At 40.9% G+C, this 16459-nt stretch carries 8 protein-coding genes; all 8 read right to left on the reverse strand.

From position 1 onward, the window contains the following. Positions 1-188: 188 nt before the first annotated feature. Positions 189-1373 carry an acyltransferase family protein gene (locus CWC18_RS16495; protein WP_171041139.1) on the reverse strand — a complete coding sequence of 395 codons (1185 nt, stop codon included), beginning with the start codon at positions 1371-1373 and terminating at the stop codon, positions 189-191. Beyond that, positions 1373-2386, reverse strand: a complete 1014-nt coding sequence (locus CWC18_RS16500; RefSeq protein WP_138675713.1) for a hypothetical protein — start codon at positions 2384-2386, stop codon at positions 1373-1375. Before CWC18_RS16500 ends, CWC18_RS16495 begins: the two co-directional genes overlap by 1 nt. Positions 2387-2403: 17 nt before the next feature. Next, positions 2404-3507 carry an alpha/beta hydrolase family protein gene (locus tag CWC18_RS16505; protein ID WP_138592972.1) on the reverse strand — a complete coding sequence of 368 codons (1104 nt, stop codon included), beginning with the start codon at positions 3505-3507 and terminating at the stop codon, positions 2404-2406. A gap of 319 nt (positions 3508-3826) precedes the next feature. Further along, entirely contained in the window at positions 3827-4855 is a 1029-nt protein-coding gene (locus tag CWC18_RS16510) for a hypothetical protein (protein ID WP_138592971.1), read from the reverse strand. Continuing rightward, positions 4845-5903, reverse strand: a complete 1059-nt coding sequence (locus tag CWC18_RS16515; RefSeq protein ID WP_138592970.1) for an alpha/beta hydrolase family protein — start codon at positions 5901-5903, stop codon at positions 4845-4847. The genes CWC18_RS16510 and CWC18_RS16515 overlap by 11 nt, the downstream gene beginning before the upstream one ends. Positions 5904-6059: 156 nt before the next feature. Next, a complete protein-coding gene (locus CWC18_RS16520; RefSeq protein WP_138592969.1) occupies positions 6060-7571 on the reverse strand; it encodes a condensation domain-containing protein in 1512 nt (503 codons plus the stop codon). Then, complete coding sequence (locus CWC18_RS16525; RefSeq protein WP_138592968.1) at positions 7568-11422, reverse strand: beta-ketoacyl synthase N-terminal-like domain-containing protein; 3855 nt, start codon at positions 11420-11422, stop codon at positions 7568-7570. Before CWC18_RS16525 ends, CWC18_RS16520 begins: the two co-directional genes overlap by 4 nt. A gap of 1 nt (position 11423) precedes the next feature. Continuing rightward, complete coding sequence (locus CWC18_RS16530) at positions 11424-16436, reverse strand: non-ribosomal peptide synthetase (RefSeq protein ID WP_138675714.1); 5013 nt, start codon at positions 16434-16436, stop codon at positions 11424-11426. Between the last annotated feature and the right edge of the window lie 23 nt (positions 16437-16459).

The raw sequence follows: 16459 nt of genomic DNA on the forward strand, positions 1-16459 counted from the left end.
CAGGTACAGGTACAGGTACATCATGAATTGAGCACCTTAGATATTACGACCAAAAGCAAAACGTTCAAGTCTGACAAAGAACAGTCAATTGCTAGATATATGAATACCAAAATAGGTCATCATCACAGTAAAATAACACACAAGCTATATAGAAAATTAAGCTGAGAATTTATCGTCCCCAATCGTCACTAAATTTGTTCATATTTTTTGGTTGTCACCCGACGCCACTTTGGCGTCATACGCTTCCCATTAAATAGCTGGCCCAGCCAAGTATATCGTACGAGTAACTGATAACTAATAACTGATACAATAGATGTGATTGCAATATTAACTAACATTTTTATATAAAAATGCCACGTATAATCGTAAATAGCGTGACTGATCAAGAGTATTATTGGCAAATGGATAATATAAACCCAATAAGCACTGTCTGATAAATATCTAAGCCAAGGTTGATAACCATTGATCCACTGCTTAAAAAACCCACACAATGCAAAACTCCAACACCACCCCCAAAGGCCATAACAATAAGCCACGATAAAATTATCAAATTGCTCACCTGCATCATTGAGAAATGGCTCTATCGCCACCAAAGTTGCAAACATCATACAGCAACCTAAAAGAGTATAACGACCCCAGCAACGCTGGTAGTGTTTAAGCCATATACATCTATATTTAAAAATAAAAAAACCAAAAGCGAAATAGGGAAGATAATGGAATAACTGTAAGAAATTAGGTGTGAGGTGACCTTCAGCTGGGATCATGCCTTTATCATAAAAGCTATCTAAATACGCAATGAGTAAGGTATAAAAAAATACCATTGAGGGGTGACCAACCCAATACCTTAACTTTTTTAAGAGGTGAACTTTGCTTGATGTGAGCTTATAAACAAACGGGAGTATGATTATATGGCAAAGTAGTAAATAATATAAAAACCACAAATGCGCAAAATTGAACTGATACTCCTGCGCTTTAGCAAGCCACTCTGGATCAACATAAACCCCATTGACTTGCATTACCTGTAAGTATTCCAAAATGATGAATGCCAGTAAAAAGGACATTAACGGCGAAAAGATCAAAAGAGGTCCACCAATCCTTAGTAAGCGCGACTTTAGCGTTGCCTTTAATCCTTTGCGCTTCAAAATCGCTGCTAAAAAGAACCCTGACAGAATAAAAAATAATGGCATTCTAAAACTATGTATTCCAAAAACCAGCATATCAGCCCACTCGCTCAAGCCACTTTCACGCAGCTTTTGTGGTGTCTCAGACACCATTTGCAACATAGCAACATGGATTACGACACCGAGTAACATAATATAAGCACGCAAATTGTCTAAGTAGTTAACGCGTAGACGTTGAGTTTCCTTTTTCATTACCTGTCTACTACTTCTTTTAATGGCTGTTTTTTCAAAGTTCGACTGGCGCATAACTTTAATATTGCAACACTTACTCCCGTTAGCGCACACAGCAATGTTAATAACACACTCATTATTATTGCCGTTTGATATCGATAACTCTCTATATCAAAAAAACCGTTAAAAGCAGCTAAAAACATTACTAGCCCAATTGGCACAAACATAATTAAGCTAAAGGCTTCTGATCCCGTAACATGTCCAATACCAGCCAAATGTATACGCCCTAGAATATGATCCAACCGAGCCATCTGTCCCACTTCAAGCCACAGCCAAACAGCAACAAATACACCTGAAATGTAACTACTACCAATAACATAACCCGTTTCTACATAACCGCTTTCATCTGCCAAACCCAAATAGTATTTCACAAAAAAAGTAAGGAGTGTCGCTGATGCAATACCTGCCCAAGGTAGCAAGTGAAAGCGAATACAATGATCAATTGTTTTTGTGTCATTAGACACTCGCCTACGTACTAGGTACGATTTATACACGGCAACAGACATAGGTACTGATGCATTAATGATCACCCAGTTTGCACACGCGAAAGTAGCGATGATGATAGCAATGAACAATACAAGCAAATCAGTAAAGCTCTTTGCACTTTCGCTATAACATAGCGCAATTAATACGCCACAAGACACCATCACTAGCACCTTCTTCCAGCTAATATATTGCCATGCTGATGTCACAAGTTTTTCATTGTTAGTATCAGTAATAGTTATATTTAAGTGCTTTGCTTGCACCATCACCTGTGAAGCAATTTTAGTTAAACCATTTACTGCAACCGAACAAGCACAAGCGGGTACCATAATTAGACAAAGCAGATACCAAAAAACCTGATACGACGCAAAATAAGGCTTAGTGAGAAAAAATAACAATACAATGACAACGACTTCAAATACACTCAGCATCAATATTCTCAGTAGGTATCTTGGAGATTGAGCTTTTATAAGATCTAAAATTTGATTCATTTTTATGCTCCTTTGACCTATTGAGCGTGTTGTGACAATTTTGTAATTTGAAGGTTTAGCCACGACATAACATCATCTACAAATCGCTCAGAAAAACCATCCTCTTCCCATAAAGACACTTTAATTAGCCACCAAAGAGACGGTGTCAAGTGGCCAAATTCACTATTTTTAAGTAATGTATGATCTGCATTTTGGTATGTTTTTAGCTTTAGTTGGGCAGGGTTTTGTGTAAATATCCGTTCAAAGTGTGCTGCATTATTGGCGACGTTAATATTCACATCGTGGTTACCGAATGCGACAAACAACGGCTGATGTATTTCTCTTAACTCAAGCTCTGAGTCTACATTGATATTTTTTTGCACAAATTGGTAACGCGACTTGTTCATTGCCGACTCTACTGCGTTTGGTGCAGTACGTTCTAAAAAGTCTAAATACGTATCATATTTCGCCCCTTCAGCAATCAATTTCGACACATCTTGTGCATGCTTCATTTTTTCTGATTTAGATTTACCAGTGATGCCTGCCCTTTTTAATCGTGTTTGTGTTAAAAACTCGCTCTGTTTTAGCCAGTTTATGGGTGTTGAAACAAAAACAGCAAAGGAAAGTTCTGAAGACTCTTTCAGCGCTTTAGGCATTACCCACCCTGCCTGTGAAAACCCTATGAGTCCAATTGGAATATCTTTAAACCGTGGCTGCTTCCTAAGCATAATAACTACATCAAGTATTTCATTAGCACGACTTTGCATATTTTGCTCAAGCCAATTGCCCTCAGAACCACCTACACCTGCTTTATCCCACGAATAAGATGCTATACCCTCTTTTGCAAGCCGCTGCCATAAAGGATAGTAATAACCAAAAGCACTGCGCCCCATGGCTCCATCGCCATGTACAAAAATCATGAGCCCTCTGGGTGAGGACACCTTTGTAGGCATAATAAGCGCGCCTGAACGATTTGAATGATCTGTCGTAAAATCTTGAGTAATATTTTCATACGGTGCGCTATCGAGCATTAGGACCAACGCACCAATCAAACCAAACACCGCAATATAGAGGCTCCAACGACTGAACACTACAGAGTTCTTACCGCCTAAATTCGTCAATTCATTCCCTTCTTGTTGCATCTATATTCCCTTACTTTATTGCGTAATGCATGATCCTATTGTGAGGTAGTATCACTAACTTTGGCTATCTTAGGTCAATATCACCTATACAACTGCTAATGCTTCACAATTCACTCCAAAACACCGATAAATCAAACTACATAAAACACCTATTATGAACCCAAGCATACCTGCTTATGAATCAAACACCGTCATTGTCACTGAGCATCTAAACCAAATGGTCACACACTGTAATACTCAAATTAAAACGACCCCTGTCATTCTTTCATTAAAAATGTCATATACGCATTTTTTAAAGGGTCTCTAATAACCCCATTTTCTATACTGATCTTTTATATGAATTTGAACAAGAACTTACAGGCGAAAGTAACGACTGCTGAAGCTTGTGATAGGCAAAAAGTACAGCCGCCAGGATCCCGACAATAGCTGCAAATATAATAGTACTTACCGCGATTAAAATTAGCCATATCCCACTGCTTATTACTGGGACAAAAAAGCCTATAAAAAACAACGCTAACCACGCGATAAACCCGATACCAAAGATCATGCCGGTTAATTCTGAATAGGTGAACTTATCTGTGCCTGACAAAAACATTGGCTGCAATTTCATATCGACTTGAATCGATTGTAATACGTTGTGGCAACACCAAAAACCAACAAAGGAGAAACTAGCATAGCTATATGCGGCAAGACTAGACAGACTAATTTCCCCAACCTCTCCGACATAACCTAAATAATACTTACTCATCAGCAATCCAAACACACAGGTAGCAAATATTAACCAAGGCAACAAATGATATGTCACTAAAAAGTCAACAGTTTCAGACTCGCTTAACGGTTTAGGATCTCTGCCCTGTTGAAATGAACCTGCAACGAGTGCTTTTGCATAACGTTCAAATACAAGTGCGCTCCCTATAAAAATAACCATCCCAGTTAGTAAGGCGAGTAATAACATCACCAACATAGTCTTTGAGCTATAAAAATATGCCATCGCGCATCCAGCTGCGGCGAACAATGTCACTAAAAGTGCTCGAGTGCTGACACATTGCCATTGATGAAAAATAGGTTTATCACTTATTGATGAAACGATAATATCACTGAACTGAGTATGCCCTGCTTGCGCAATACACCTTAATTTTGCTAACGCCAATGACGCCTCAGAAAATATATAAAAAGGAATGAATAAGAAAAAGAATCCATACCAAAATATGTTGAGCGTTTCAAAATAAGGAGTGAGTAAAAGCATCACAGCAAAGATAGCAAGCACTTCTAATAGACAAGAGACAAACATACCCCACAACAAATCTTCACGTTGCTTTTCATACCAAGTTGTAAATTCATTTTGCATTGATATTCACCTCTTCAATATACAACTGAGTATGCGTTTTCACGAATCCCGTCACATCCTCTATGAAGCTGTCTGCCATCGCATCTGCACCGAGCCAATTCATTTTTATGCCAAACCATATCGAATCACGGCGAATATCTGAAAAGTATTCATTTTTAAATAAGCCATGGTCAGCATTTTCATAAACCTTATAACGGAATAAACCTGAAAGCTCTTCCTCGTAATGTCTAATACTATTCTTAACATCAACTACGTCATCCGAATCACCAAATAAAGCCAACACTGGCTGAATAACTCCAGATAGCTCATTTCGAGCATCAACATCCATATTGTTTACGACAAACTCATAACGCTTTTTACTCAGAACCCCACCACCGTAGCTTTCTGGCTGACGACTCTCAGTAAACTGTTTATATGTGTTATATGGCACCTGCTCATTAAGTAAGCCATCCAGTGTAGCGTTATACTCCAGATTCTCTCGAAGTTGCTCTCCCTCTTGGCCTACCGATGTTAAACGCTGTAAAGTTTGATAATGACCTTGTTGCTGCCAATTAACCGCTGTAGATACCATTATCGCGTATTTCAACCTGCTATCATTCGCCAACACTTTAGGTAAGACCCAACCTGCTTGAGAAAAGCCGATCACTCCAATTCGCTCAGGATCTAGGTTTGGCTGGTTTTCTACCCAATCAATGGCGGCACTGATTTCATCGGCTCGCTGCGCCATAGTTTGATCTAGCCAATGACCTTGTGAACCGCCTATTCCCTGTTTATCCCAAGATAAAGAGGCGACCCCTTCATTGGCGAGTGCCTGCCAAAGTGGCTCGTAATAGCCGTAGCTACCGCTGGACATTGGCCCATCACCATGCACAAAAATAACCACGGGAAGTAGTTCATTACTCTTTCGTTTAGGCGTTACGAGCGACCCGAATAAAACGTTTTCCTGATTGATAATTTCTACCGCTTGTCGTTCATAATTAGAAAACCAAACAACAGCAACAAATAAAACGATAAAAAGTCCTATTGCACTTTTAATTATCGGATGCATTGATATATTCTCACCAGTAAATATTCATGAACACACCTATGTGATTGGTGTTCTTTTCTACACTTTGAGTATAAATTTTCCCCATTGTAGGTCAATCAAATCTAGACCAATTTGGTCTCCTCCTTACAATGTCTTACTAATGGGGATTTAATGTACTCAAATACCAGATGCAAACTTGTGGTCACCATCTGACAGTTCAACTTCAAGTACCCCCTCAAACTCTTCTTTTAGCAACTGCTCTGCGTCTGATGTGAGGCATTGATGCGATACACGAATACCTGGACCTTTCACTGCGTGATTTTCAATATAGAAATTTAAAACATCTTTTTCCCATTCACTTTCATCTGGGGGTAATGGAAAATCTAATTGTCGCTGAAGGGTTATCTGGCAAGTTTCCTGATCAAGATCTAACGCTTCATTGAATTGGTTTTTTGGCTCATAAAAAGATGGTAGCATGTTAACGTTAATGGTCATGGCTCGGCATTGGGGACCTAAAAGCTTAACGTTCTTATTATCTTCAATGTCAGCTGCTGCAATGGTAGCAAAGTCTTTCAGTGCGAGAGGTGATAGACCGGATTCTTGACTCATAAAATGATAAGTACCACTGAAAGCAGTGAGTACTTCTAACCACCAAGGACGGTTTTGTATTTTATTTTCTCCGAGAATAGATAACGGAGTACTCCAAGATACATGTCGATATTCATAAACAGCCAACGTTGTTTTTTTTACTTGCGCAAAAAGTTCGTCAAAAGGCTGTGTATCTAAATTTCGTATAGGAATGGGAAGCGAAGTCAGTAACGCCCCAAATAACTCTCTCGCCCCATCGATATCTCGGTTCTCTTGAACGGTTGTAAGGCAAAGGCTAGTGTTACCTGTTACTTTTGATATTACTTTTGCGAATAACGCCAAAAACACCATTTGCTGAGTCAATTGATATTCTGAACACCAGCGTCCAATCAGGTTTAACTGCGGCTGACTAAGCGGGATAAAAACGCCTCGCCTACAGCAATTACTTATATCTAATAATGATTGGTCAAAATAAGTATGCTCAATCCCTTCTAGTTGCTTCAACCAAAATTGTTCTGCACTTTCACTTTGTGTGTTTTTTTTAACCTGCTCTTGTGAGATATAACTTGCCAAACTAAGCTTACCGGTCGTTCTTAGTGGCTTTCCCTGCAAGGCTTTTTTATACAAAGTGCGCAACTCAATGTCTAATTGATGAAGCGCTGCACCATCCATTGCGAAGTGCGGCGTAATCAACATAAGTAAATGTTTCTGTGGCGCTAGTTTCACTAGGCAGGCTCGAAGTAATGGCGGTCTCATCAAGTCAAAATTAGGAGCACAATACTTTAAAAATAACTCTCCCATAGCAGTCGCTATCGCACTGTCACTGAAGCGACTTAAATCAACGTAGGGGAGGTGAAAATACTCGTAAGGGCATACGTATTGAATCGCACACCAATCACTCACCGATACTCTAAGTATTTCATTATCTTGTAGCAGTGTATTTAGCACTTTTTCAAGATGCTCCGTTTGCAGCGGACCATCAAATTCATAGGGCAAGAAATGATTCGCAGTTTCCTTTGTCAATTGATAAATATACCAAAAACTCATTTGTCCATTCGTTAAGGGGATCTTTTGTCTATTATTATCAATACGGATCTTCATGATGTCACTCCATCACTTTTAGCTGATGTATGTGCCAACACTAATTTGCTCAACTTTGCGATACTTGGTCTTTCGAGTATATTTTGCAGTGTCAGCTTCGTAGCGAACATATCATTTATACGATTAATAATTTTAAGCGCTAACAAAGAGTGCCCGTGCAGCATGAAAAAGTCATCATTACGGCCAATCTGAGATAAATAAAAATAGCTCTGCCAAACTTGTGTAACTTGCTGCTCTAACGTAGTTTTTGGTGCTTCATATGGAATATCCAACGCTGGGCGGGCTGCATAACCTTGTTGCTCTTGCTGTAAAGACTGCTCACTCAGTTTATTTGATAACCCTTCACTCAGTAACGCTTCATCAATAAGCAGTTGATGAACAGGTTGAGACAATACACTTAGATACTCTGAAAGCGCTTGAACATTTAATTCATGATTAGCAAATACAGCACTGGCAAACGTGTACTGGTCTAACCCTCTATGCCACCATTGAGCACTATTCGTTAAGCTTGCTGTACATGGCCCCTGTAATAGTACCATTGCACTAAGTAAAGGGGTGCACTGCGCCAATTTACTCAACAACTGAGTGAACTCCTCATTCAATGCTTGTTGCTCAAGCAAATTTTCGGGTTGGCTAATTCCTGATTCGGTTGTAATCAAGTTAATACACATATCACTGCCGAGCAACTTAGAGCATTTATAAAGTGCTTGCTTATGCTTGCGAATATGCCATGTAAACTCAATCCCTTCTTGGTGCCAACGATCAAAAAGCAAGATGATCTGACTATACAAGTTATTTTCTACATGCGCTTGTAACCACTGCGACCAACTCTGTTTTTCTGGAAACCCAAAGGGTAGAATAACCACGATTTGATCACACAAAGCCGGTAACTCTGATGCAACAGTAACCCCATTTGGACGCTCGATTCCGAGCAGTGAGATTTTAGAAAACCTTATGTTGGTATTGCCTATCAAATTTGACCGAGTATGAGATAAACGAAACAATTGCTTATGCATTATTTTAAATTGTCGCGCTTTACTCTTAGATACATGCGTTAGGACTGAACTTGATATAGGTGCAGCTTGTCGCTTAACGTTCACTTTTTCCAACTCACATAAAAGCGTATGAGGCGGGGCATCAAGCGATAAGTCTTGATATTGAGCTGTAACATAATCGAGTATACAGTGACCTAATTGATTACTCGTTTTCCAAGAAAGATGGCTTTGAGTGATATAGAGCAGTTCCCACTGCTCTGCCCGCTTCTTTAAATACTTATCGAGTATTTGCCAACTATCTCGAAGCCCGTAATCAAGCATCATATTAATCAAACCTTCAGGCTTGCTCTCAAACAAGTTTAATCTTGCATCTACCCAAGTAATCGATGATTTAACGCAAGTTTTCACATGCTGCTCGATTGAGTTTAAGTGTTCGATTTGAGTTAAATCAGCAAAAAAAGTGTTATCATTCTCTGCTTCAAATTTACTGGCCGTGTGCACGTACCAGACAGCCTTATCAGCTGGGTCAAAACAACTGCGCATTTTACGTGCGGCTTTACCTTTTGGCATAAGTACAATTATTTGCTGATTTTCTTGTGGCTCTGCGTCACTTTTCAGCCAGAGCTGTTGCAGCCATTGGGTACTTTGGTGTTTGTGTAATGGCAACTTATAACTGGTTTTCGAAAATGCATAGCCCGGAATTGACATCGGTGCAAAGCGCTGTCTAAAATAGCGTTCACTATCAAAGCAGAACCCATGCTGCCATAATTCCCCAACTATTAAAGAAATATCCGTTTTAATGCATAACGGGCACTGCTCAAATTTAGCTAATGGGTCTTCAGGCTCTTTCCCAAACAAGGTTTGCCAAAATGTATTTGTTTGCCAATCGTTTGCTGTAATAACGTCATTTGAACCATTATAGAATAGGCTGGTAGAACAACTAGCGGGCAATTGTGCTACATCTGAAATTGTGTGCTGCTTCAATAGAGATAGAGCCTGAGTAGGTGTTAAAAGACCAACCCACTGCGCAATGGTGATAAACAAAGCGCCAGATGCATGCAGCTTGCTAAACTTAATACCAAGCTGTGATAATCTAGAGAGTAAACTCAGCCATACTGCGTGGTTAAACTGGGTCGTTAACTGAACGCTTTCATCCAGTTTGATGCGTAGTTCATGAGATAGAGATTGTGAGCTACATAACGTTGCCAATTGCGGTGAAAGTACAGACAGGTGCTTTTTAAAGAGAAGACTCAATGCTTCATCCCGCTCAACTAAATGCTGCCAAGCAACTATTTCCGTTTGAGATAGTGTTCGTATCGAAACAATTTGTTCGCCATCAGCTTTAATTACATCTTTTTTATTAATTGTTTTAAGAACTTGAACATCATTGTTCGAGGAGATGCTCATAATCGCCCGATAAGGCATTGCAACTTTACAGTTATACAAGGTCCAACTCAGCTGATTTGCATTATATCTAGGGTTGCTTTTCAACCAGGCACATAGCTCGTCGCGATTTCGCAACACGGCCTGAGGATCTTTACCACTAATGAATAGCACTTGCTTTTGAGCATTCGATACCCGAAGTGGGGCCGACTCATGAGATTGAAGTACAACATGACCATTAGTCCCACCAATACCGAAAATATTCAGACCAGCAATCAACGGCTTCGATTCTGGCCAAGAGGTCGCTTCACGCTGAATACAAAAGGGACTCTCTGGCGAAGTTAGTTGTGCCAATGGCTCTTCACAATTAATCATGGGTAGCAGTGTTCGATGATGTAACATCAAACTTACTTTCACAAGACTGGCTAATCCAGATGCTGCATCCAAATGGCCAATATTGCCTTTTACCGAACCAATGGTGATAGTCTGACTACCTACAGCTGGCATATATGCCTGCTGTAGAGCTCGAAGCTCAATCCCATCACCCAACTTGGTACCCGTGCCATGCGCCTCAACATACGCGATTTCACTTGCTTCAACATCAGCATTGAGCATTGCAGCAACGGCTACATTTGCTTGACCATTCACTGATGGTGCTGCATAACCGAGTTTATCTCTTCCATCATTATTAAGCGCACTGCCTCTGATCACAGAGTAAATTCGGTCACCATCTGCCAATGCATCTTCATACCGCTTTAATACTACTGCTAATGAGCCACTACCAGGCACCATTCCTGTGGCTTGCTCTGCAAACGGTCGACATATCCCATCAGGGCTCAGTGGGCCTCCCGGCGTAGATGCATACCCTTCGTAATGAGGATAACCTATACGACTTGCTACCACTAACGCCGCTTCACAATCCCCTCCGTTAAGTGCTAAGCAAGCATAGTGCAGCAATACAAATGATGTCGAGCACCCTGTTGTTAACGACAAAGCCGGACCATTTAAGCCAAGTTGATAGGCTAACTTACTGGCAAATAACTCCTGGGCATTATGATGAATTAACTCGTCAATTTCTATTGCACTATCTAAGCGATCTTTATTGCTAACCCCATGCGTTAAGTAAGCACTCGTCGGCGCGCCTGCATACACACCAATAGGCACATCACTGCGCTGATTGATCACCCCAGCATCTTCCAATGCCTGCCAGCTAATTTCTAAACTATGACGAAGCTGGGGATCCATCAAACACGCCTCTCGGGCTGCTATGTCAAAAAAGCTAGCGTCAAACCCATGCACATTGTCCAATACCCCACCTAAGTTACCCCTTTGCTGCGGGTAACACTGCTTCTGCATTTCTAGTATATCTTTTCCTGCTAATAAGTTATCCCAATACTCACCTAAAGAGTTAGCGCCAGGTACGCGTGCAGCCATACCAACAATTGCAACTTCAAGCCCTGTCACCGTATCCATACTATGCCCTTTTTCCTTGCCGGTTTCTTAATTTGAGCATTCGAGCTCGCGCATCTTGTTTGCTTTTAAGTTTGCTACTATTCAGTGGTAGCTGAGTTGATTGAGTACCACAGATAAATTTGCAAAACTGCTCAATAGATGGGTAATTTATCAAATCTAAAGTGGTGATTTCCCCGAGTGCAATTGTGACTAATTCGCTTACTTCTCGCTGTTCAGGAAGTGCCTTGAGCTGAGTTAGCAGTGGTAAAAACAATAACGAGTGGCCACCTGCATCAAAGAAGTTATCTGAGTCACTCACATTACTTTGCAGTAATGTTTGCCACGTTTCTCGCACTCCTTGGATTAATGCTTTGTCAATTTGTGTGGTTTCCTCCTGCTCACTATTCGCTTCAAAAACCACGCTCGCTGGCGCTGAAACTGCGCCACACTCGACATTATCATTCCTACATTGTGCCGCTACTAGCGCACCATGCGTAAACAATTGATGCTCAGTTTGCGGGTTTTGTGCCATCTGTTCAAAAACCGCTAAATATAACTCGCCGAGTGCTACAACTTGATCTCGGGTCAATAAATCGTTGTCATAATCCAATTGTATAGACACATCATTGGCTTTTAGCCCAGAAGACAAAGTCAAATGCTGAAAGTGGACGGTTAAAGCAAAGTTAGTGCCTTCGTGAACTTGATCTGTACGCAGATTATCTTTTACAGACAACCCCAGCTCCGGGCATAGCGCCTCGTATACATGAAAATCCATATAGTTAAACAACACATCTTCAAGCAAAGCCTTCTCACGGCCAACCAAACGCTGTACTTCTGCCAAAGGAAAACGGCGATGTGGAATAAGGTCACATTCAAGCGCAAAAGTATGCTGAATAAGCGTTTGCCATGAACCATCATTGAGTTTTTGTCTAAAAGGCAAGGTATTAATAAACAAACCATATTGTTTATCACCACCTTTTCCTTCATAACGACCATTAGTAGGGATCCCGGTAAGAATATCGTGCTGGTCACTCACCAAACTCATTACCTTAATGTGACCAGCAAGCAATATGCTTTTCAGTGGTACATTCGCTTTTTTCATGAGTGTTTTTAAACCGGTATACACGTTATTTTCAATACGTAAATGTACCGCACGAAGCTGCTTTGATTCACACATAGCATCGCTTTGCAGTGGCAGTGTAAGCGGTTGAAAATCTGCTAAATAGTTCTGCCAAAAAGAAATACTTTGTGGATTACTAATGGTGGCCTTTTCTGTTGCAACAAAATCTGAATAACGCCAGTTTAGCTCAGGTAACGCAGTCTTGGCGCGACGACCCATTTTTTCTGCGTATAAGTTAAATACGTCAACAATAAGAGAGTGATAACTCCAACCATCAAAAATAGGATGGCACTCTGTCATAGTAAATTGGAAGCTCGTTTCACTACGGCTTTGTATGAAAAAACGCAGTAGTGTTGGTTGAGTCAAATCAAATGGTGAGGCTTTTTCTTGCTCGATAAGTGCCAAAACCTCAGCTTCTTGTTGCTCTTCATTCAAGGCTGAAATATCTGTAAATTCAACAGGAAGCACAGCGTGTTCATGTACACATTGAATAGGTTGGAAAGCATTATGCAGATCAAAACCGGTGCGCAATATTTCATGATGTGCCACCAGCTCCTGTACAGCTTCGTTAAACAATACTTGATTGAGCTTATGATCTAAACAAATATGGGAGGTTCCTGTGCAATGATAGATATTCGAATCGGGTGCCAACATCATGTGGTAAAACATCCCCGCTTGCATACCACTTAGTGGGTAAGCATCTATCACATCATCAGGTAACACTGCCCTCTGCACGTCACTGATCATACTAAAAGCAGAAACCTGTTTTACTACCCCCATAGAGTCTGCATCATTATGACTAACATACTCAGCCAATGTAGCTATGCTCTGTGTCTTAAAGATTTGTTCCAGAGGCAATACAATCCCTTGCTGCTCCAGCAACTCGTTTACCTGTACGGCACGCAATGAATCGCCACCGAGTGCAAAAAAGTTATCACTCACACTGACTGTATCTGTATTCAATACTTGCTGCCAAATTTTAGTAATTGCCACTTCGATGGCTGAACTTGGTGCAATAAACTCATCCGCAAGTATACTTCTGTCTACTTTTGGCTCAGGGAGAGCCTGACGGTCAATTTTTCCATTGATGGTTAATGGGAATTCTTCCAATGGCATAAAAATAGCGGGTACCATATACTCAGGCAAAGTTTTGGCTAGTTGGTCACGCAATGCTTGTACGTTAAGTTGCTCACATACAACATAAGCCACTAATTGAGCGCCATGCTGCGACGCATCATAACTTAATACTAAGGCCTCATTAATCAGGTCACACCCTAATAAAGCACTTTCTATTTCACCCAATTCTATTCTGAACCCTCGGATCTTAACTTGGTGATCAGCGCGACCTTGGTAAATGAGCTCACCTTGATTATCGACTTTGACTAAATCCCCTGACCGATACAAAGTTGGTTGGCGTTTGTTAAATGGATTTTCTAAAAAACGATCCGCGGTTAACTCGGCACGATTATGGTACCCCTGTGCAACACCGTCACCCGATATAAATAGTTCACCAGTCATGCCATCAGGGACGGGCTGTAGCCACTGGTCAAGAATATACATAGATAAATCAGGAATTGCTTCGCCGATCGGTGCTGCGATACGATTAGCGAGCAATTCTGCTGATAACTCTTGATAAGTAACATGTACCGTTGTTTCCGTGATCCCGTACATATTAATAAGCTTTGTCTGCTTTTCTGAGTGCTGTTCAAACCAATGTGATACGGAAGGAATATCTAATGCTTCACCACCAAAAATGACATAACGTAAATGATAAGGCTGCCCCACAGCCGCATACTGTTTGAATGCTGAAGGTGTCTGATTTAAAACCGTAATCTGATATTTTTCAACCCATTGTGCAAATACATCCGGTGCACGAGACACTTCTTTAGGGATAACAACTAATTTAGCCCCATATAATAATGCGCCCCACATTTCCCATACAGAAAAGTCAAACACGCAAGAATGGAACAAACTCCACACATCGTGACTATTAAATTCAAACCAGTGGTCCGTCGCACTAAACAATCTGAGTACATTATGATGAGTGGTGATCACACCTTTGGGTTTTCCTGTTGAACCCGAGGTATAGATCATATATGCCTGATCAGCAGGCTCAATAGATATATTTAAGTTACTATCATCACAGTTAAAAATACTCCCAGCATCAGTATCTAAACAAACTAATTGGAGACCCCGCTGCGCAAATAATGACAGGCTACCTTGGTTGCCAATCACGACATCAACACTCGCATCATCTAAAATATATTCTAAGCGTTGCTGCCCTGCAGTAGGATCTATTGGGACATACGCTGCACCTACTTTCAATACAGCTAGAATAGTCACCATAGTATTTACGCTAGGAGATAAAGCAACGGCAACTTTGCTTCCCTGCCCAAGAGTTGGCTTGACTGTAAGCAAATAATGAGCAAGCTGGTTGGCCTGTTTATTCAATTGTTTATATGTCAGTGAGCTCATGCCATCCAACACCGCTTCGTTGTCGCCAAAGCGTGCCACTATATGCTCAAACTTTGCACAAACACTGCTAGATTGAGGTAGGTGTGGGACTGATGCTGAAGAAAACCTCGCAATTTGCAATGCCTTTGCATCATTATTCAACAAGGGTAGCTGATAAAGAGGAATGGATGGCTCTCTCACAATAGACGTTAATAACTGCGTATATGATGCAGCAATACGCTTAACAGTTTGCGGGTCAAATAATTCAGTACTGTACTCCAGCGCCATTGACACACTATTTAAACTATCTTCAAGTGATAATGTCAAATCAAACTTGCTGGTCTCATTATGCACTTGCCAATTTTTTACGCCCTGCAGTGACATATCCGCATCAGTTTGAGCATCATGGCGATAGTAAGCAAACATCAGTTGAAAAAATGGCGATGTCTCTAGACTGCGCTCCCCATAAGTCTCACTCACTAACTTGGCAAAAGGCAGTTGCTGATATTCCCATGCGTCCAGTACCGTATTTTTTACTTGGTCAAGATAGGTATTAAAACTGTGTGATAAATTACATTGCGTACGATAAACCACCGTATTGACAAAATAGCCAATAATCGGGTCAAGTTCAGCTAAATCGCGCCCAGCAATAGGCGAACCTACGGTAATATCTTCTTGGCGTGCATAGCGACAAATTAATACCTTAAACGCACTTAAATAGACGTTAAACGTACTGGTTAACTGCTGCTTTGCCAGCGTATTTACACCCTCGACCACATCCGCTGGTAAAGCAATTTCCAGTTGCCTTCCTTGAAAACTTGGTACCGCAGGTCGAACTTTATCTGCAGGAAAAGTACATGGTGTTACATTGGCCAATTTATCACGCCAATAGTTTAATTGCTGTTCAGCCTGCTCTTCACCGAGCTGCTCAACTTGCCATTCGGCATAATCACCGTACTGTAGCTCAAGCTCGACTAATTCAGGTGTGCCCCCCTGCGCAAGCACCTGATAGTTTTGCCATAATTCACGTTTAAATATCTCGGCAGAAACACCATCTGTAATAATATGATGAAAAATAAATAATAACTTGTCCTGTTCTGGCTGCACGAGACGGATCACTCGAAACAACGGCGCAGTTGACAAACTAAACTTTTCTCGAGTTAAGCGCTGCACCAACTCGCTCTCTTCATGCTTTGCGCAACCAAACTGCTCAATACCCCAGTCAAGATCCTGTAAGATGTATTGTTTAACTTCACCTTGTTGAAACTTAAAAATAGTACGCAGCGACTCTTGCTGCGCCACGATAAGCGACATTGCCTTTTCAAGCAGCTCATTTTGAACTGACTTATCAATCAAAAATCCCTGGCATACATGGTTATGGCCTGTACCAGAAAACAATGTTTCACTGAGCCACATACCTTGTTGGGCCATTGAAACCGGAAAAGAAAGTTGTTCAGTCATTGTGTTATCCTCATCACTGCTAC

This window comes from Pseudoalteromonas aurantia (assembly GCF_005886875.1).
Classification (GTDB): Bacteria; Pseudomonadota; Gammaproteobacteria; order Enterobacterales; family Alteromonadaceae; genus Pseudoalteromonas; species Pseudoalteromonas aurantia_A.